Annotated in this window: 1 protein-coding gene; it reads right to left on the bottom strand. The window is 73.6% G+C overall.

Features of this window, described 5'->3' with window-relative positions:
• Nucleotides 1-17: 17 nt before the first annotated feature.
• The gene (locus ACFU7Z_RS05445; RefSeq protein ID WP_380776353.1) at nt 18-22,070 is read right to left on the bottom strand and encodes an amino acid adenylation domain-containing protein; all 22,053 of its coding nucleotides are present in this window, start codon (nt 22,068-22,070) and stop codon (nt 18-20) included.
• Nucleotides 22,071-22,082 lie beyond the last annotated feature (12 nt).

The raw sequence follows: 22,082 nt of genomic DNA, 5'->3' as shown, positions 1-22,082 counted from the left end.
GTTCCCCGGCACGCCGCTCAGGAGAGCCGGCGCATCCTCTCGGCGAGGATCGGCCCGATCACCCGCAGCGCCTCCGGGCCGGCCATCGCGGCGTGGCCGCAGTCGACCGTGCGGTGGTCGAGCGGCCCGTCGATGTACGGGGCCCACATCTCCGGGGTGACCAGGTCGGACGGGTCCTTCCGGGTGGCCGCGAACACGACGGCCTCCGTCGCCACCGGCGTGTGCCGGTGGGCGGGGGTGATCCGGAGGTCGTTGGCCATGACCCGCAGGACGTCGGCGATCCGGTCCTCGGTGAAGTCGGCCACGGCCGCGTGGTGCTCACGGGCCAGCTCCGTGAACCGCGCGTGCGTGAGCGGTTCCCCGTCGCCGACGGGCACCCCGAACGCCGTCAGCAGCGTCCGGTACACCATGGACGTGTCGAGGGTCGCCTCCTCGGCGAGTTCCTCGGCGGTCCTGGGCCGCGCGGGCTGCGCGTCGAGGAGGACCAGGAACGGGACGTCGAACCCGCGCTCCCGCAGCCGGGCCGCCATGGCGTGGGCGACCACCCCGCCGAACGACCAGCCCAGCAACGGGAAGGGGCCCTCGGGACGCAGCCGGAGGAGCTCGGCGATGTAGTCGTCGGCGATCTCCTCGACGCTGCCCGGCAGGTCGTCCGGCTCGGACAGTCCACGGGCCTGGATGCCGTAGACGGGCACCTCCGCGGGCAGGTGCCGCAGCAGTCCGGCGTACGACCAGCTCAGGCCGCCGCCCGGGTGGACGCAGAACAGCGGCACGCCCTCGCTGCGGGGCCGCAGGGGCAGGACGACACCGAAGGCGTCGGCCGAGCCGTCGTGGTCCGCGTCGAGGCGGCGGGCGAGCCCGGCCACGTCGGAGGTCTCGAACAGGGCGCGCAGCGGCAGCTCCACGCCCAGCACGTCCCGGACGCGGTCGATCAGCCGGGTGGCGAGCAGGGAGTGGCCGCCCAGGTCGAAGAACCCGTCGTCCACGCCGACCCGCTCCACCCCGAGGACCTCGGCGAACAGCCCGGCCAGCACCGCCTCCTGGGGGGTGGCGGGCCCGCGGCCGGCGGCGCCCCGGTCCGGGGCCGGCAGGGCTCGGCGGTCGAGCTTGCCGTTCGGGGTCAGCGGCAGGGCGGGCAGGGTGAGCACAACCGACGGCACCATGTACTCGGGCAGCCGCAGGCGCAGGGCGTCCCGGAGGTCGCGGCGTTCGGCGAGGTGCGGCGCTTCGGCCGGCTCGTCGGGCACCACGTAGGCGACCAGCCGCTGGTCTCCCGGCCGGTCCTCCCGTACCACCGCCACGGCGTGCGCCACGCCGGGCTGTTCCCGGAGCAGGACCTCGATCTCGCCCGGTTCGATCCGGAAGCCCCGGATCTTGACCTGCTGGTCGGCCCGGCCGGCGAACTCCAGCAGGCCGTCCCGGTTCCAGCGCACCAGGTCGCCGGTGCGGTACATGCGGGTGCCGGCCGGACCGTACGGGTCCGCCACGAAGCGCTGGGCGGTCAGCCCCGGTTGCCCCAGGTACCCGCGCGCCACGCCGGCGCCGGCGATGTACAGCTCGCCCACCACGCCGGGCGGCACCAGGCCGAGGCGCTCGTCGAGGACGTGCACCCGCGTGTTGGCGATCGGCGTTCCGATGGGCGTGCGCTCCGGTGCCGCCCCGGGGGCGATGCCGGCCGCCGTGGACCAGATGGTGGTCTCGGTCGGTCCGTACAGGTTGACGACCTCGGCGGCGCGGGCGGCGAGGGTCCGCGCGAGGTCGGGCGGGAGCGCCTCGCCGCCCACCAGGACCCGGAGCCCGTCGAGGCACCCGGGCTGCTCGTCGGCGAGGGCCCGCCACAGCGTGGGGGTCGCCTGCATGACGGTGGCTCCGGTGGCCCGGAGCAGACCGGCGAGCGCGGCGGGCGTGCGGGCCGTGTCACGGTCGGCGAGCACCAGCGTGGCGCCGCTGGTCAGCGGCAGGCAGAGCTCCAGCACGGAGATGTCGAACCCGACGGTCGTCACACCCAGCCAGCGGTCCTCGGTGGTCAGCGGGAAGCGCGCGGCCATGTCGGCGAGGAAGTTCGACAGCGCCCCGTGCTCCACGACCACGCCCTTGGGCGCGCCCGTGGATCCGGAGGTGTAGAGGACGTACGCCGGGTCCGCGGCGCCGGCGACCGGCGCCGGGTCGGTGTCCGGGCACAGCGCCAGGGCGGCCGCGGTATCGGGGGCGTCGGTGACGACCGTCGCCGAGGAGGGGCGCCCCGCGAGGGCGCCCGCTCCGGCGCCCGTGGCGACGGCGTCGCTGGTGAGCAGGAGGGCGGGAGCGGCCTCGGTGAGGATGTGCGCCACCCGGGCGCTCGGGAACTCCGGGTCGACCGGCAGGTAGGCCGCACCCGTCTTGAGGACGCCGAGGAGTGCGGCCACCAGGTCCGCCGACCGCTCGTACATCAGCGCCACCGTGTCGCCCGGTCGGATGCCCCGGGCGAGCAGCCAGTGGGCGATCCGGTTGGCCCGGGCGTTCAGCTGCGCGTAGCTCAGCCGCGCGGCCCCGGCGACCAGGGCCTCGGCCTCGGGCGTCCGGGCCGCCTGTGCGGCGAACAGCTCCGGCACGGTCGTCGCCGGCACGTCCCGGCCGGTGTCGTTCCAGCCCGACAGCAGCTGTCGCCGCTCCTCGGGCGTGAGGATGTCGACCTGGGCCACCGGCAGCTCCGGCCGCGCGGCCAGCCCCTCCAGCAACCGCACCCACCGGCCCAGGAACCCCTCGACGGTGGACCGGTCGAAGAGATCCGTCGCGAACTCCGCGACCCCGCGCACCCCGCCACCCGGCTCCTCGACCAGGCTGAGGGTGAGGTCGACCCGGGACACACCCGTGCCCACCGGTTCCTCCGCCACCTCCAGGCCGGGCAATTCGAAGCGGGCCTGCTCGGTGTTCTGCAAGGCCAGCATCACCTGGAACAGCGGATGCCGAGCCGCCGACCGCCGGGGGTTCAACTCCTCCACCAGGTACTCGAACGGCACATCCTGATGCGCCAACGCACCCAGACCCGCCTCACGCACCCGGCCCACCAACTCGGCGAACGACGGATCACCCGACACATCCGTCCGCAACACCAACGTGTTCACGAAGAACCCGACCAGATCGTCCAGCGCCTCGTCCGAACGCCCCGCCACCGGCGAACCGATGGGCACGTCCTCCCCCGCACCCAACCGGGACAACAGCACGGCGAGGCCAGCCTGCAACACCATGAACAACGTCGCGTTCGACGACCGCGCGAGCTCGCCCAGTGCGCGGTGCAGGTCCGGCCCCAGCTCGAACGACGCCGTCCCTCCCGCGTACGAGGCCACCGCCGGCCGAGCCCGGTCGGCGGGCAGGCTCACCTCCTCCGGAAGTTCCGCCAACTGGCCGCGCCAGTAGGCGATCTGGCCGTCGCGCACCTCGTCCAGGACCTCGCGCTGCCACAGCGTGTAGTCCGCGTACTGCACCGGCAGCGGCTCCCACCCCGGCGCCGCACCCTCCAGCCGGGCCGTGTACGCCTCCGCAAGATCACGCGCCAGCGGCGCCAACGACCAACCGTCGCCCGCGATGTGGTGCAGCACGACGAGCAGGACGTGCTCCGACGGGCCCGAGGCGAACAACCACGCCCGGAGCGGGATCTCCGCCGCCAGGTCGAAGGCGTACCGGGCGGCCTCGGCCATCGCGTCGCGCAGTCCGTCGGCGTCGACCTCCACCGTCACCAGCGGGACCGGCGCCTCGGCCAGCACCCGCTGGCACGACTCGCCGTCCACTTCGGCGAACACCGTCCGCAGCGACTCGTGCCGGCCCACCACGTCGTCCAACGCGGCCGCCAACGCACCCCGGTCCAACGCGCCCGACAACCGCAGCCCCAAGGGCATGTTGTACGTCGCCGACGGACCCTCCAAGCGGTGCAGGAACCACAACCGCTGCTGCGCAAAGGACAACGGCAAACGCTCCGGCCGCACCCCCGCCGCCAACTCCGGGCGCACCACACCACCGGAGGACAACCGCTCCGCCAGCCCGGCCACCGTCGACGACTCGAACACCGCACGCAACGGCAGCTCCACACCCAGCACCGACCGCACACGGCTCACCAGCCGGGCCGCCATCAACGAGTGACCGCCCAGACCGAAGAACCCGTCGTCGATCCCGACCCGGTCGACCCCCAGCACCTCCGCGAACAGACCGCAGAGGATCTCCTCCTGCGGCGAGCGCGTCGTCCGCACCGCCCGCGGCGCGTGGTCGGGGTCGGGCAGGGCGGCCCGGTCGAGCGCACCGTCCGCCGTCAGCGGGAGGGCGGGGACGGGCATGACCACCGCGGGCAGCCGGTGGTCCGGCAGCCGGTGCTTCAGGTCCTCGTGCAGGCGCGACACGGAGAACTGGTTCATGACGAGCGGCACCACATAGGCCACCGACCGCGTCGCCTCGCCGTCCACCACCACGGCGGCCTCGGCGACGCCGGGCAGTGTCCGCAGGACGGCTTCGATCTCCAGGGCGGCGGCCAACGGGTCCGCGGGGCCGACGAGTTCCAGGTGCCCGTCGTCGGTCCGGCGGCGGGCCAGGTCACCCGTGCGGTACATCCGCGCGTCCGGCGCACCGAACGGGTCCGGCACCCAGCGCTCCGGGTCACTGCCGGCCAGGTCGCTCTCCGCGCCCCTGGCGTACAGCTCGCCCACGACACCCCGCGGCACGAGTCGGAGGTTCCGGTCCAGGACGTAGTCCAGCCGCGACAGTTCGCGGTGTTCGTCGGAGGTGAGGATGTCGGCCTGGCCGACCGGCAGCTCCGGCCGCGCGGTCAGCCCCTCCAGCAACCGCACCCAGCGGTCGAGGAGCACCTCGACGGTGGAGCGGTCGAAGAGGTCCGTCGCGAACTCCGCGACACCCCGCATCCCGCCGCCGGGCTCCTCGGCGAGGCTGAGCGTGAGGTCGACCCGGGACACGCCCGTGCCCACCGGCTCCTCCGCCACCTCCAGACCCGGCAGTTCGAACCGGGCCTGCTCGGTGTTCTGCAACGCCAGCATCACCTGGAACAACGGATGCCGCGCCGCCGACCGCCGGGGGTTCAACTCCTCCACCAGGTACTCGAACGGCACATCCTGATGCGCCAACGCACCCAGACCCGCCTCACGCACCCGACCCACCAGCTCGGCGAACGACGGATCACCCGACACATCCGTCCGCAGCACCAGCGTGTTCACGAAGAACCCGACCAGATCGTCCAGCGCCTCGTCCGAACGCCCCGCCACCGGCGAACCGATGGGAACGTCCTCCCCCGCACCCAGGCGGGACAGCAACACCGCCAAGGCCGCCTGGAGCACCATGAACACCGTGGCGTCATGGGCACGCGCCACCTCGCCGACAGCACGGTGCAGGTCCGGATCGAGGACGAAGGACGTCATGTCGCCGGCATAGGAGGCCACGGCCGGCCGGGCCCGGTCTGTGGGCGGGCCCACCTCCTCGGGAAGGCCCGCCAACTGGCCACTCCAGTAGGCGATCTGGCCGTCGAGAACGTCGTCCAGGACCTCACGCTGCCACAGCGTGTAGTCCGCGTACTGCACCGGCAGCGGCTCCCACCCGGGCGCCGCACCCTCCAGCCGGGCCGTGTACGCCTCGGCCAGGTCACGGGCCAGCGGCGCCATGGACCAGCCGTCACCAGCGATGTGGTGCAGTACGACGAGCAGGACGTGCTCCGACGGACCGGTACCGAACAGCCATGCCCGAATGGGCAGTTCGGTCGAAAGGTCGAAGGCGTACCGCGCGGCCTCGTCCAACTCCCGGCGCAAAACTGCCGGTTCGACCTCGCACACCTCGAACGGCACCCGCACGCCGGTCAGCACCCGCTGGTACGACGCGCCGTCCACCTCAGCGAACACCGTCCGCAGCGACTCGTGCCGGTCCACCACGTCGTCCAACGCGGCCCTCAACGCACCCCGGTCCAACACACCCGACAACCGCATCGCCAACGGCATGTTGTACGTCGCCGACGGCCCCTCCAACCGGTGCAGGAACCACAACCGCTGCTGCGCGAAGGACAACGGCAACCGCTCCGGCCGCTCCCCCGCCACCAGCTCCGGCCGCACCACCGCACCCGAAGCCAGCCGCTCGACCAGCCCGGCCACCGTCGGCGACTCGAACACCGCGCGCAACGGCAGTTCCACGCCCAGCACCGACCGCACACGGCTCACCAGCCGCGTCGCCAGCAGCGAATGCCCGCCCAGGTCGAAGAAGTCGTCGTCGATCCCGACCCGGTCGACCCCCAGCACCTCCGCGAACACCTCGCACAGCGCCGCCTCACGCGCCGAACGGGGCCCCCGGCCACCCTCCGACACCGACCCGCCGAAGTCGGGCACCGGCAACGCCGCCCGGTCCACCTTCCCGCTCGGCGTCAGGGGAAGCCGGTCCAGGGGGACGACGGCCGCCGGGACCATGTGGTCCGGCAAGGCGGCCCGCAGGTGTTCCCGGAGCTGCCGGGTGTCGATCCCGGCGCCCTCCTCCGGCACCGCGTAGGCCACCAGGGTGTTCTCCCGGGCGACGACCAGGGCCTGGCGAACCGCCGGATGGGTGGTGAGAGCCGCCTCGATCTCGGCCGGCTCGATCCGGAAGCCCCGGATCTTGACCTGCTGGTCGGCCCGGCCAAGGAACTGGAGGACCCCGTCGGTCGTCCAGCGGGCGAGGTCTCCCGTGCGGTACATGCGGTCGCCGGGTGCGCCGAAGGGGTTGGCCACGAACCGCTCGGCCGTCACCCCCGGCCGCCGCAGGTAGCCGTCGGCCAGCTGGACTCCGGCGATGTACAACTCGCCGGGGGCGCCGGGAGCCACCGGTCGCAGCGCCGCGTCGAGCACGTACAGGCGGGTGTTCCAGACCGGCCGGCCGATGGGTACGACCCCCGGGTCGGCGACGCTGTGCCAGGAGGTGACGTCCACCGCGGCCTCGGTCGGGCCGTAGAGGTTGTGCAGTTCCGCGTGGGGCAGCGTGTCGTGGAACCGCGCGGCCAGGTCCGCCGGGAGCGCCTCCCCGCTGCACATCACCCGGGTCAGGCCGGTGCAGCGGGCGGTGGACTCGTCGGCGAGGAACGCTTCCAGCATGGACGGCACGAAGTGGACGGTGGTGACGGCCTCCGTCTGGATCAGCCGGCTCAGGTACGCCGGGTCCCGGTGGCCTCCGGGTTCCGCGACCACGAGCGTGGCGCCGGTGACGAGCGGCCAGAAGAACTCCCAGACGGAGACGTCGAAGCTCGACGGGGTCTTCTGGAGCACCCGGTCGTCGGGGCCGAGCCCGTACTCGTCCTGCATCCACAGGAGCCGGTTGACGATGGCCCGCTGCGGGACGACGACGCCCTTGGGGCGCCCGGTGGAACCCGAGGTGTAGATCACGTAGGCGGGAAGGCCGGGGTGCCGGGCAACGGCCGGCTCGGCGGCGTCACCGTCCGCGCTGTCGAGCAGCCCGCTGATCAGGTCGAGGTCGTCGACCACGTACGCGGGCTCCGCGTCACGGCACATGAACGCGGTGCGCTCCGCCGGGTAGTCCAGGTCCAGCGGCAGGTACGCGGCACCGGCCTTGTGCGTGGCCAGGAGCACGGCGACCAGTTCGACCGACCTGGGCAGTGCCACGGCCACCGTGTCGCCCGGTCGGACGCCCTGGGCGATGAGCCAGTGGGCGATCCGGTTGGCCTGGGCGTTCAGCTGGGCGTAGGTGAGCCTTTCGGCCCCGGCGACCAAGGCCGTGGCCTCGGGCGTCCGGGCCGCCTGTGCGGCGAACAGCTCCGGCACGGTCGTCGCCGGCACGTCCCGGCCGGTGTCGTTCCAGCCCGACAGCAGCTGGTGCCGCTCCTCGGGGGTGAGGATGTCGGCCTGGCCGACCGGCAGTTCCGGCCGCGCGGCCAGCCCCTCCAGCAACCGCACCCACCGGTCGAGGAACAGCTCGACGGTGGACCGGTCGAAGAGGTCCGTCGCGAACTCGGCGATTCCCCGCATCCCGCCGCCGGGCTCCTCGGCGAGGCTGAGGGTGAGGTCCATCCGGGACACGCCCGTGCCCACCGGTTCCTCCGCCACCTCCAGACCGGGCAGTTCGAATCGCGCCTGCTCGGTGTTCTGCAAGGCCAGCATCACCTGGAACAGCGGATGCCGCGCCGCCGACCGCCGGGGGTTCAACTCCTCCACCAGGTACTCGAACGGCACATCCTGATGCGCCAACGCACCCAGACCCGCCTCACGCACCCGGCCCACCAACTCGGCGAACGACGGATCACCCGACACATCCGTCCGCAGCACCAACGTGTTCACGAAGAACCCGACCAGATCGTCCAGCGCCTCGTCCGAACGCCCCGCCACCGGCGAACCGATGGGCACGTCCTCCCCCGCACCCAACCGGGACAACAGCACGGCGAGGCCAGCCTGCAACACCATGAACAACGTGGCGTTCGACGACCGCGCGAGCTCGCCCAGTGCGCGGTGCAGGTCCGGGTCGAGGGCGAAGGTGGTCACGTCACCCGTGTACGAGGCGACTGCCGGCCGCACGCGGTCGGCGGCCAGGCTCACCTCCTGCGGGAGCTCCGCCAACTGGCCGCGCCAGTAGGCGATCTGGCCGTCGCGCACCTCGTCCAGGACCTCGCGCTGCCACAGCGTGTAGTCCGCGTACTGCACCGGCAGCGGCTCCCACCCCGGCGCCGCACCCTCCAGCCGGGCCGCATAGGCCTCCGCCAGGTCACGGGCCAGCGGCGCCATGGACCAGCCGTCGCCCGCGATGTGGTGCAGCACGATGAGCAGGACGTGTTCGGACGGTCCGGTACTGAACAGCCAGGAACGGATGGGCAGTTCAGCCGAAAGGTCAAAGGCGTACCGCGCGGCATCGTCCAACTCCCGGCGCAAAACTGCCGGTTCGACCTCGCACACCTCGAACGCCGCCCGGACCCCGGCCAGCACCCGCTGGCACGGCTCACCGTCCACCTCCGCGAACACCGTCCGCAGCGACTCGTGCCGGCCCACCACGTCATCCAACGCGGCCGCCAACGCACCCCGGTCCAACGCGCCCGACAACCGCAGCCCCAAGGGCATGTTGTACGTCGCCGACGGACCCTCCAACCGGTGCAGGAACCACAACCGCTGCTGCGCGAACGACAACGGCAACCGCTCCGGCCGCACCCCCGCCACCAGCTCCGGCCGCGCCACCGCACCCGAAGCCAGCCGCTCGACCAGCCCCGCCACCGTCGGCGACTCGAACACCGCACGCAACGGCAGTTCCGCAGCCAGCCGTTCACGGACACGGCCCATCAACCGCATCACCAGCAGCGAATGCCCGCCCAGGTCGAAGAAGTCGTCGTCGATCCCGACCCGTTCGACTCCCAGCACCTCCGCGAACACCTCGCACAGCGCCGCCTCACGCGCCGAACGGGGCCCCCGGCCGCCCTCCGACACCAGGGCGCCGAAGTCGGGCGCCGGCAACACGGCCCGGTCCACCTTCCCGTTCGGCGTCAGGGGTATGGCGGGGACGGCCGTGATCAGGGCGGGGACCATGTACTCCGGGAGCCGCCCGCGCAGTTCCCCGGCGATCGCGGACGGGTCGAACCCGGTGCCGGGCTCGGTCACCACGTAGGCGACCAGACGGACATCACCCTCCCGGACGGTGTGGACGACGACGGTGGCGTGCGCCACCCCGGCGCAGCGCCGCAGCCCCGACTCGACCTCGCCCGGTTCGATCCGGAGGCCCCGGATCTTGACCTGATGGTCGGCCCGGCCGGCGAACTCCAGCAGGCCGTCCCGGTTCCAGCGGGCGAGGTCGCCGGTGCGGTACATGCGGGTGCCGGCCGGGCCGTACGGGTCCGCCACGAAGCGCTGGGCGCTCAGCCCCGGCTGCCCCAGGTACCCGCGCGCCATGCCGGCGCCGGCGACGTACAGCTCGCCCACCACGCCGGGCGGCACCAGGCCGAGGCGCTCGTCGAGGACGTACACCTGCTTGCCGGTGACCGGCCGGCCGATCGGCAGGGACGGCTCGGGGTCGTGGCCGGGCGCCATCGCGTGCAGGGTGGCGAAGGTGGTGGTCTCACCCGGTCCGTAGCCGTTGACCACGGTGAGGTCCGGGCAGGCCGCCATGACGCGTCGCACCGGGCCCTGCGGGACGACCTCGCCGCCGGTGAAGACCTGGCGCATGGACGCGAAGCAGTCGGGGTGGTCCTCGGCCATCGCCTTGAACAGTCCCGCGGTGATCCACATGGAGGTGATGCCGTGGTCGCGGACGATGTCGCGCAGATGCGGTCCGTCGAGCGGCACGTCGGGGGCGATGACGACCCGGCCGCCGAGCAGGAGGGGCATCCACAGCTCGAACGGCAGGGCGTCCCAGGCGGTCGGCGAGTGGAGGAGCACCCGTGCGGGGTACCCGCCGACCACGGGGTCGTCGGCCAGGGAGGTGATGTCGGCGTGGGTGAGCCCGATGCCCTTCGGGGTGCCGGTGGATCCGGACGTGTAGATGACGCAGGCCAGCTGGTCGGGGTCGGGGGCCGCGCCACGGTCGCCGGCGGGCGGGGTGGACGGGGCGGACGGGGACGTGGACGTGGACGGGACGTGTGCGGCGTCGTCCTGGACGAGCAGCACCTGGTCCCCGGGCACGAAGGCCGGGACGCGGGTCGGCGAGTCGGTCAGCAGCAGGTTGACGTCGTTGTCCGCCCACATCCTGCGGACCTGGCTCTCCGGGTAGCGCGCGTCGAGCGACAGGTACATTCCGCCGGCCTTGACCACGGCCAGCACCGCGACCACGAAGCCGATCGACCGCGGCATGGCGATGGCCACCAGGCGTTCCGCGCCGACCCCACGGCCGATCAGCTCGTGGGCGAGGCGGTCGGCCCGCTCGTCGAGCTGGGCGTACGTGAGCCGGGTGCCGTCCGCGACGACCGCGACGGCGTCGGGGACCCGCTCGACCTGCGCCCGGAACGCCGTGACCAGGCTGCGCGCGGGCAGGTCCGTGTCGTTCCGGCCCGGCAGCAGCTGCCGGCGCTCCTCGGGGGTGAGGATGTCGACCTGGGCCACCGGCAGTTCCGGCCGCGCGGTCAGCCCCTCCAGCAAGCGCACCCACCGGTCGAGGAGCACCTCGACGGTGGACCGGTCGAACAGGTCCGTCGCGAACTCGGCGACTCCGCGCATCCCGCCGTCAGGGTCCTCGGCGAGGCTGAGGGTGAGGTCGACCCGGGACACGCCCGTGCCCACCGGCTCCGCCACAACCTCCAGACCCGGCAGTTCGAACCGGGCCTGCTCGGTGTTCTGCAAGGCCAGCATCACCTGGAACAGCGGATGCCGAGCCGCCGACCGCCGGGGGTTCAACTCCTCCACCAGGTACTCGAACGGCACGTCCTGATGCGCCAACGCACCCAGACCGGCCTCGCGCACCCGGCCCACCAGCTCGGCGAACGACGGATCACCCGACACGTCCGTCCGCAGCACCAGCGTGTTCACGAAGAACCCGACCAGATCGTCCAGCGCCTCGTCCGAACGCCCCGCCACCGGAGAACCGATGGGGACGTCCTCCCCCGCACCCAGACGGGACAACAGCACGGCCAAGGCCGCCTGGAGCACCATGAACACCGTGGCGTCATGGGCACGCGCCACCTCGCCGACGGCACGGTGCAGAGCCGGGCTCAGCCCGAACGACGCCGTCTCTCCCGCGTACGAGGCCACGGCCGGCCGAGCCCGGTCGGCGGGCGGGCTCACCTCCTCCGGCAGACCAGCCAACTGGCCCTGCCAATACGCGAGTTCATCCTCCCGTACACCGTCCAGCAGCTCGCGCTGCCACAGCGTGTAGTCCGCGTACTGCACCGGCAGCGGCTCCCACCCCGGCGCCACACCCTCCAGCCGGGCCGCATAGGCCTCGGCCAGGTCACGGGCCAGCGGCGCCATGGACCAGCCGTCGCCCGCGATGTGGTGCAGCACCACGAGCAGGACGTGCTCCGACGGACCGGTACCGAACAGCCAGGAACGGATGGGCACTTCGGCTGCCAGGTCGAAGGCGTACCGCGCCGCGCCCGCCAACGCCGCATCCAGAGCTGCGGGTTCTACCTCGGACACCTCGAACGGCACCCGCACGCCGTTCAGCACCCGCTGGTACGACGCGCCGTCCACCTCCGCGAACACCGTCCGCAGCGACTCGTGCCGGCCCACCACGTCATCCAACGCGGCCACCAACGCACCCCGGTCCAACACACCCGACAACCGCAAGGCCAACGGCATGTTGTACGTCGCCGACGGACCCTCCAGCCGGTGCAGGAACCACAGGCGCTGCTGCGCGAACGACAGCGGCAACCGCTCCGGCCGCTCCCCCGCCACCAGCTCCGGGCGCACCGCACCGCCGGAGGACAACCGCTCGACCAGCCCGGCCACCGTCGGAGTCTCGAACACCGCGCGCAACGGCAGTTCCACGCCCAGCACCGACCGCACCCGGCTCACCAGCCGCGTCGCCAGCAGCGAGTGACCGCCCAAGTCGAAGAAGTCGTCGTCGATCCCGGCCCGGTCGACCCCCAGCACCTCCGCGAACAGGCCGCAGAGGATCTCCTCCCGCGGTGTACGGGGCCCGCGTGCCGACCGCGACGCGTAGTCGGGAGCCGGGAGGGCCCGCCGGTCGAGCTTGCCGCTGGAGGTGAGCGGCAGCGCGTCGAGGGCGATGACGGCGGACGGCACCATGTACTCGGGCAGCCGTTGCCGCAGGGCGTCCCGCAGCCCGGCCAGGACGCGGCCGGTCGTCCGGGAGCCCAGGGGGTTGTTCACCAGGGCCGACAGGGGCTTGTCCTGGGTGTACGCCGGTCGGTGCACGTCCGTGTAGACGGCGTCCGCGCGTCCGCCGGGAACGAGTACGGCGTCGAGGGCGTCCGGTGCGCCGGGCGCCCAGGTGGTCAGCACCTGGCAGCCGTGCCGCTCGCCCCAGTCGTGCAGGGCCTCCGGGTCGACGGCCCCGGGTGCGGTCCCGTCGGCCCGCCCCGTGCTCAGCCGGGCGCGGAGCCGTTGCGGCGACGCCTCGTGCGCGAGTTCCTCCGCCGCCGCGACCTCTCCGGTCAGCCGGCTGTTGACGAGGCCGGTGACCCGGACCGGCCCGGCCCCGGAGGTGAGGGCGTCCAGGCCCGCCAGGTCCTGGAGGCTCGTGAGATCGCGGCCCCAGACGAGTTCCGGCACGTTCGCGAGGGACTCGGCCCGGGCGGTCCCGTCCGCCTTGTGCAGGACGACCTCGTAGCGGTGCCTGGTCAGCTCGTTGTGGTGGGCGCCGCGCTTGAGCCGGATGTCGACGCCGGCCACCGCCCCGGGGTGGCGCCGCGCCCAGACGGTGAAGAAGTCCGGGTCGATGACCAGTTCCTTCTCCATGATCACCGCGTGTTCCACGGCCGCCCTGAGCTGCTCGCCAGTGCTGTCCTCCGCCGCGTGGCCGAGGTGGATCCCGGTCTGGAAGGCGCGCAGCGAGCCGCGGTGGCGGACGTCGCCCACGACGATGCGCCCGCCGGGGGCGAGCCGGCCGAGCGCGCCGTCCAGGACCCGGGCCAGGTAGTCGGCGTCGGGGAAGTACTGGATGATCGAGTTGAGGACGACGGTGTCGAAGTACTCGGCCGGGATGTCGTCCACGACGTCGGCGGGCCGGCAGAGCAGCCGTACCCGGTCGGCGAGTCCGGCGGTCTCGCACTGGGCGGTGAGGCGTTCGATCACGGGCGCGGAGAAGTCCGTCGCCCAGTAGGTCTCGGCCCGGGGGGCCAGCGGGCCGAAGAGCAGGCCGGAGCCCACGCCGATCTCCAGGACGCGCCGGGGCGGGCGTTCCGTGATGCGCCGCACCGCGGCGTCGCGCCAGTCGCGCATCTCGTCGAGCGGGATCGGCTCACCGGTGTAGGAGCTGTTCCAGCCGGTGAAGTCCTGGCCGAACCCGGGTGTCTCCGTCCCGGCACCGCCGTAGACGTCGTCGTAGATCTCGCGCCACTCGTCCACCTGGTCGTCCTCGGCGCCCTCGCCCTCGGGCACGATGTACGCGACGAGCCGCGGGTCGCCCTCGCGGTCCTCGCGGACCACCACCACGGCCTGGGCGACACCGGACTGCTCGCGCAGGACGGCCTCGATCTCGCCGGGTTCGATCCGGAAGCCGCGGACCTTGACCTGCTGGTCGGCCCGGCCCAGGTACTCGAGTTGCCCCTCCGCCGTCCAGCGCACGACGTCGCCCGTGCGGTACATGCGGGTGCCGGCCGGGCCGAACGGATCGGCCACGAAGCGCTGGGCGCTGAGCCCGGGCCGGTCGAGGTAGCCGCGGGCCAGGCCCGCGCCCGCCAGGTACAGCTCGCCGGGGACGCCCGGCGGCACCGGCCGCAGACGGTCGTCCAGGACCCGGACCCGGGTGTTGTCGACGGGGCGTCCGATCGGTACGTCCCCGCCGGCGAGCGGCTCGCTGATGGCCGCGACGACCGTGGACTCGGTCGGGCCGTAGGCGTTGACCATGCGGCGTCCCGGCGACCAGGTCCGCACCAGGTCGGCGCCGCACGCCTCGGCTCCCACGATCAGGGTGCGGAACCCGGTGAGCGCCTCGGCGGATCCGGCCGGCAGGGTGCCGAGCACGGACGGCGGGATGAGCGCGTGGGTGATCCGGCGGTCGGCCAGGACGTCGGCCAGTTCGGCGCCGACGAGGCGGTCCCGGCCGCCCAGGACGAGGGCGGCGCCGGCCGCGAAGGCCATGGTCAGTTCGAGGACGGCCGCGTCGAAGCCGGGCGACGACAGCTGGAGCACCCGGGAGTCGGGGGTGACCGCGCACTGTCGCAGCAGGGTGCTCGCCAGGCTCCCGAGGCCCTGGTGGGTGACGACGACGCCCTTGGGCACGCCGGTGGAGCCGGAGGTGTGGATGACGTAGGCCGGGTGGCCGGGGTGCGGCGGTGCGGCGGGCTCCGGGTCGTGGTCGGGGCAGCCGGCCAGGGCCTCGGCCGTCCCTGGGTCGTCGGTGGCCACGGTCTCGGTGCCGTCGTGCAGGGTGCCGATCGTGTCGGCGAGCGCCCGGGTGGTCAGGATCAGCTCCGGGGCGGCGTCGGCCAGGATGTGGCCGACCCGCTCGGCGAGGTACTCGGGGTCGAGGGGGACGTAGGCGGCGCCCGCCTTGAGGACGCCGAGGACGGCCGCGATCTGCTCGGGCGAGCGCTCGTAGAGGACGGCCACGTGCTGCTCGGCGCCGATGCCCCGGGCGCGCAGCCAGTGGGCGATCCGGTTGGCGCGGGCGTCCAGTTCCCGGTAGGTCAGTTCGACGTCCTCGCAGACCAGGGCCGTCGCGTCGGGGGTGCGGGCGGCCTGGGCGGCGAACAGCGCCGGCAGGCTCGACCCGGTGGTGTCGCGGGTGGGGCCGGCGTTCCACCCGGTGATCCGCGCGTGCTCCCGCGGGGTGAGGATGTCCGCCGCGCCGATGGGGGCCGCGGGGTCGTGGAGCAGGGCGCGCATGAACGCGGTCCACCGGTGGATCAGGGCGTCGACGGTGGAGGCGTCGAAGAGCTCCGTGGCGTACTCGACGTAGGCGTCGATGCCCGCGGGTTCGCCGTTCGCGCCATGGCTCTCCGTCAGGCTGAAGAAGAGGTCGAAGCGGGAGGTCCCGGTGCCGACGAGTTCCGGGCGGACGTCGAGTCCGGGCATCCGGAACCGGGCCTGCTCGTTGTTCTGCAGGGTCAGGGCCACCTGGAACAGCGGGTGGTGGGCGGTCGAACGGTGCGGGTTGATCTCCTCCACCAGGGACTCGAAGGGGACGTCCTGGTGGGCGTAGGCGGCGAGGCTGGTCTCCCGTACCCGGCCGACGAGTTCGGCGAACGACGGGTCGCCCGAGGTGTCCGTGCGCAGGACCAGCATGTTGACGAAGAAGCCCACCAGCCGGTCGAGCGCCTCGTCGGTCCGGCCGGCGATGCCGCTGCCGAGCGGGATGTCGGTGCCGGCGCCGAGCCGGGTCAGCAGGGCGGCGAGAGCGGCTTGCAGGACCATGAAGACGGTGGCGTCGTGGGCGCGGGCCAGTTCGCTCAGCGCGCGGTGCAGGTCCGGGTCGAGCGCGAAGGGGGTCACGTCTCCGGCGTACGAGGCCACGGCGGGCCTCGCCCGGTCGGCGGGGGCGCTCACCTCCGTCGGGAGGTCGGCCAACTCCTGTCGCCAGTAGTCCACTTGGCGGCCGAAGAGGCTGTCGGGATCGTCCGCCCCACCCAGGAGGTCCCGCTGCCAGAGGGTGTAGTCCGCGTACTGCACCGGCAGCGGCTCCCACTCCGGCGCCGCACCGTCGAGTCGGGCCGCGTAGGCCTCGGCCAGGTCGCGGGCCAGCGGCACCATGGACCACCCGTCGCCCGCGATGTGGTGCAGCACGACGAGCAGGACGTGTTCGGTCGGGCCGGTGCTGAACAGCCAGGACCGGATGGGCACTTCGGTCGCCAGGTCGAAGGCGTACCGGGCGGCCTCGTCCAACTTCTCGCGCAGGTCGGCGGTTTCGATCTGCCGCGTCTCCAACGGCACCTCGAACTCGGCCAGCACCCGCTGGCACGGCTCGCCGTCCACCTCCTCGAACACCGTCCGCAGCGACTCGTGCCGGCCCACCACGTCGTTCAGCGCGGCCGCCAGCGCCGCCGAGTCCGGCTCCCCCGACATCCACAGCGCGAGCGGCACGTTGTACGTCGCCGACGGGCCCTCCAACTTGTGCTGGAACCAGAGGCGTTGCTGCGCGAAGGAGAGGGGAAGGACGTCCGGCCGGGAGACGGGCGCGAGGCGGGTGCGCCGCTCCCCGGTTCCGTGACCGAGACGGAGTGCCAGGGCGCCCGGGCTCGGGTGCTCGAACAGCTCGCCGGGCTGGATCTCGGCGTCGAGGACACCGCGGACGCGGCTGATCAGGCGGGTGGCGAGCAGGGACTGGCCGCCGATGTCGAAGAAGCTGTCGCCGGGTGCCACCCGGGTGAGGCCGAGCAGTTCGGCGAAGAGCCCGCAGAGGACCGCCTCCCGGGCGTGCGGCTCGTCGGCGCCGAGGATCTCGACGGGGGCCAGGTGGGCCGGCAGGCGGTCGCGGAGCTCCTGGAGCACCTTCGGGGACGGGCTGGGCAGGACGTAGGCCACGAGCCTGGTCTCGGCCCGGGCCGTCGTCCGCTCCCGTTCCGCGGGATCTTCGGCCCGTACCAGGACGGGGACCGCGTGGGAGACCTCGGGGTGTTCGAGCAGCTGGTCGCGCAGTCGGTCGAGCAGACGGCGGCCGCGCTCGTCCTCCCGGCCGCCGGACAGCAGGCCGGCCAGGGAGAACGACTCGGCACCGGTGGCCGCGATCCGGCGCGGGCGGCGCACCAGTCGGCGCAGGACAGAGGGCACCGGCCCGGCGGAGCGCTCGCGCAGGCCGACGGAGTCCAGGCGGACGGGAGCCACCACGGGCCGGCGGGCGCGGATCGCGAGGTCGAGGAGGGCGAGCGCCCGCGGCGTGGGCAGCGGCAGGACGCCGGAGCGCCGGATGCGGCCGAGGTCGCCCTCGTCGAGGCCGGCGGTCATGCCGGACTCCTGCTCCCACAAGCCCCACGCCAGCGAGAGACCCGGCAGCCCCCGGGCCGACCGCTCCTGCGCCAACGCGTCCAGGAAGGTGTTCGCCGCCGCGTAGTTCGCCTGACCGGCACCGCCGATCAGGCCCGAGACCGAGGAGTACACGACGAACGCGGCCAGCCCGGGGCACCGCTCCCGCGTCACCTCGTGCAACGCCCACGCGCCGTCCACCTTCGACCGCAGCACCTCCCCCAGCGCCTCCGCACCCAGCGACACCAGCACCCCGTCGCGCAGCACACCCGCCAGGTGGAACACGCCCGCCAGCGGACGCCGGGCCACCACCTCGTCGACCAGCACCCCCAGTGCCGTACGGTCGGCCGCGTCACAAGCCCGCACCACCACAGTGCGCGCGCCCAACCCCAGCAGCTCGTCCCGCAGTGTCGCCGCCCCGGGCGCCTCCACACCCCGACGGCCCACCAGCACCAGGTGCCGCACCCCGCACGCCACCACCAGATGACGCGCCAGCAACGCCCCCAACACCCCCGTACCGCCCACCAGCAGCACCGCCCCCTCCGGGTCCAACGACACCGGGGCCCGGAACTCGGACGGTGCCGTCCGGGTGAGCCGGGGGGCGAGCAGGGTGCCGTCGCGCAGGGCGAGTTGCGGCTCACCGGTCGCGAGGGCCGCGGCCAGGGTGTCGCGGTCCGGGTCGGTGTCGACGTCCAGGAGGACGAAGCGGTCCGGGTGCTCGGTCTGGGCGGAGCGCAGCAGACCCCACAGGACCGAGGCCGGCAGCGCGCTCACGCCCTCGTCGGGGGCGGTGGCGACGGCCCCACGGGTGAGGACGACGAGGCGCGAGCGGGCCAACCGCCCCTCGGCCAGCCAGTCCTGCAGCACCTCCAGTGCGCGCTGGGCGACGGCCCGGGCCGCGCCGGGCACGTCCCGTCCGTCGCCCTCCGCGTCCAGGCAGGGGAGGATCACCGTGCCTGGCACCTCGGCGGCCCGGGCCAGGGCGGCCGGGTCGGGGTACGCCACGGCACCGGGGAGAGCGAGCCCGTCGGCGGAGCCGAGCATGCCCCAGGAGTCCTCGGCGGAGGGCCGGACGGCGTGGCCGCCGAGTGCGGTCCAGTCCAGGTGGAACAGGTCGTCGTGAACCTCGGCCTCGACCCTGCCCTCGGTTTGCTGACTCATCGTCACTTCACCGATGCTCAGCACCGGTTCGCCCATCGCGTCCACCGCGAACACCCGCGCGGTGCCGGCTCCCGTGGGCGTCAGCGACACGTGCAGCGCGGTGGCCCCGGTGGCGTACAGCTCGACGCCGGACCAGGTGCGGGGCGCACCGGTTCCGGCGAACGGTCGCAGTGCGGCGGCCAGCAGCACCGGGTGCACGCCGTACCCCACGGGGTCGGTGTGGGCCGGGAGTTCCACATCCGCCCGGAGGACCTCGTGGTCCGGGCCCGTGGCGGCCGGCGCCGGCCCGGCGTCGACCGGGGTCTCGGTCAGTTCCCCGGTGGCGTGCCGGATCCAGGTTCCGGAAGCCCGCGAGAAGACGGCGAGGGAGCAGCGGCCGCGGCCCAGCGCCTCGATCACGACCTGCACGTCGGTCGCGGTCCGTCCGAGGCTCAGGGGCGTCTCGACGGTCAGCCGCTCCAGCCGGTCGCACCCGGCCCGGTCGGCCGCGGCCAGCGCCAGTTCGAGCAGTACGGCGTGCGGAACGTCCGCGGCCCAGGGGTGGGTCGTGGGCGAGAGCCGGCCGGTGAGCACCCAGCCGTTCCCGTCGGGCCGCTCGACCGCCGCGCCCAGCAGCGGGTGCCCCACCGTTTCGAGACCCGCGGAGGCCACGTCCGCGACGGCGGTGTCCTCCTTCAGCCAGTAGGACCGGCGCTGGAAGGCGTACGTCGGCAGCTCCACCGGCCGCGCGCCCGGGAAGAGCGGGGACCAGTCGACGGGCAGTCCGCCGGTGTGGAGGCGGGCCGCGTTCGTGAGGATCTGCCGGACGGCCCCGTGGTCACGGCGCAGGGAGCCCACGACGACCCGCTCGCCGCCGAGGGTCTCCTCGATGCCGGCGGTCAGGACGGGGTGCGGGCTGGATTCCACGACGAACCCGTGGCCGCCGTCGGCCGCGGCCTGGACGGCCTCCTGGAACCGGATCGGCCGCCGGAGGTTCTCGTACCAGTAGTCGGCGTCCAGCCGCGTGGTGTCGAGGGCGGTCGCGGTGACGCTGGAGTAGAAGGCGGTGTCGCAGGTCGTGGGGGTGATGCCGGCCAGCTCCGCCAGGAGCTGCTCACGCAGCGGCTCGACGCTCGCGGAGTGGGAGGCGTAGTCGACGTCGATGCGGCGGCTCACGATCCCGCGCGCCTCGCAGCGGGCCGTGAGCTGGTCGAGGGCCTCGGGGCCGCCCGAGACCACGGTCGAGGAGGGGCCGTTGACCGCGGCGATCTCGGCATGGCCGTCGACGGTGGCCAGCAGTGCGCGCACGTCCTCGACGGGGGCGGCGACGGAGACCATGCCACCGGTGCCCGCCAGGCGCAGCAGGGCCCGGCTGCGGATGGCGACGATCTTGGCCGAGTCCTCCAGGGACAGCGCGCCCGCGACATGGGCGGCGGCGATCTCGCCCTGGGAGTGGCCCACCACCGCGTCGGGGCGCACGCCCAGGGAGCGCCAGACCGCGGCCAGTCCGATCATCACGGCCCAGAGGGCCGGCTGGACGACGTCGACCCGGTGCAGCGGGGGTGCGCCGTCACGGCCGTTCAGCACGTCGAGCAGGGACCAGTCGACGTACGGGGTCAGGGCCTGGTCGCAGGCGCGGAGCTGTTCCTCGAACGCCGGTGACCCGGCGAGCAGTTCCCGTGCCATGCCGGCCCACTGGGAGCCCTGGCCAGGGAAGACGAAGACGGTGCCGCGCCGGCCGTCGGGGGGCGTGGTGGAGGGCGTGACGGTGACGTTGTCCGCCGTGCCGCCCTCGGCCAGAACACGCAGCCCCGCGAGCAGTTCTTCACGGTCGGCGCCCGTCACGACGGCACGCTGCTCGAACAGCGAGCGCTGCGCGACCAGCGACCAGCCGACGCTGCCCGCTCCGACCTCCGGGCGCTCCGTCAGGTACTCCGCCAGCCGGCCGGCCTGCGCCCGCAGCGCCTCCACCGACCGGCCGGACACCACCCACGGCACCACGTCCGGATCCTCAACAGGGCTACTGGGAGAGGCAGTTGCTTCTTCGGCGACCCCTTCCACGATCACATGCGCGTTCGTCCCACTGATCCCGAACGACGACACACCCGCCCGCCGCGGCCGGTCCAGCTCAGGCCACTCCCGCGCCTCGCTCAGCAGTTCCACCCCGCCCGAGGACCAGTCCACATGCGACGACGGCACCTCCGCGTGCAACGTCCGCGGCAACACCCCGTGCCGCATCGCCAGCACCATCTTCATCACACCCGCCACACCCGCGGCGGCCTGCGTATGACCGATGTTCGACTTCACCGAGCCCAGCCACAACGGCACTTCACGCCCCACCCCGTACGCGGACAGCAAGGCCTGCGCCTCGATCGGATCGCCCAACCGCGTCCCCGTCCCGTGCGCCTCCACCGCGTCGACGTCACCCGCCGCCAACCCCGCGTCCTCCAAGGCCCCGCGCACCACCCGCACCTGCGCCCGACCGCTCGGCGCCGTCAACCCGTTCGACGCACCGTCCTGGTTCACCGCCGAACCCCGCAGCACCCCCAACACCCGACGCCCAGCCCGCCGCGCGTCGGAAAGCCGCTCCAGCACCAGCACGCCGCAGCCCTCACCGAACCCCGTGCCGTCGGCCTCCTCGCCGAAGGCCCGGCACCGGCCGTCCGGGGACAGACCGCCCTGTTTGCCGAGTTCGACGAGCGTGGACGGGCCCGCCATGACGGTGACACCGCCGGCCAGCGCCATCGCGCACTCGCCCCGCCGCAGCGACTGCACCGCCAGGTGCAGCGCCACCAGCGACGACGAGCACGCCGTGTCCACCGACACGGCCGGGCCCTCCAGCCCCAGCACATAGGCCACCCGGCCGGACGCGACACTGGCCGTGTTCCCCGTACCGGCGTAGCCCTCGGCCTCGGCGGGGACGGAGGACAGCCGGGAGACGTACTCCCCGGAGATCAGCCCGGTGAAGACCCCGGTCGCACTGCCCTTCAGGGTGTCGGGACGGATCCCCGCCCGCTCCAGCGCCTCCCAGGACACCTCCAGCAGCAGCCGCTGCTGCGGGTCCATCGCCTCGGCCTCGAGCGGCGAGACGCCGAAGAACCCCGCGTCGAACAGGTCCGCGTCGTGCAGGAATCCGCCGCTCCGGGTGGGGATCGAGCCGGGTCCCCGCGCGTCCTGGTCCCGGGCCGGGGCGCCGGAGCCGTCCAGGTTCCATCCCCGTCCCTCGGGGAAGCCGGAGATCGCGTCGCGCCCCTCCGACAGCAGCCGCCACAGGTCCTCCGGGGACTTCACCCCGCCCGGGTACCGGCACCCCATCCCCACGATCGCGATGGGTTCGTGGGCCTTCTCCTCCAGTTCCCTGGCCTGCTGTCGTGCCTCGCGCAGGTCCGCCGTGGCGCGCTTGAGGTAGTCGCGGAGCTTGGCTTCGTTGGACATGGGGCTCACCTT

The sequence above is a fragment of the Kitasatospora sp. NPDC057518 genome (assembly GCF_042802075.1).
GTDB lineage: Bacteria > Actinomycetota > Actinomycetes > Streptomycetales > Streptomycetaceae > Kitasatospora.
This window is presented reverse-complemented; position numbering and strand designations above follow the sequence as displayed.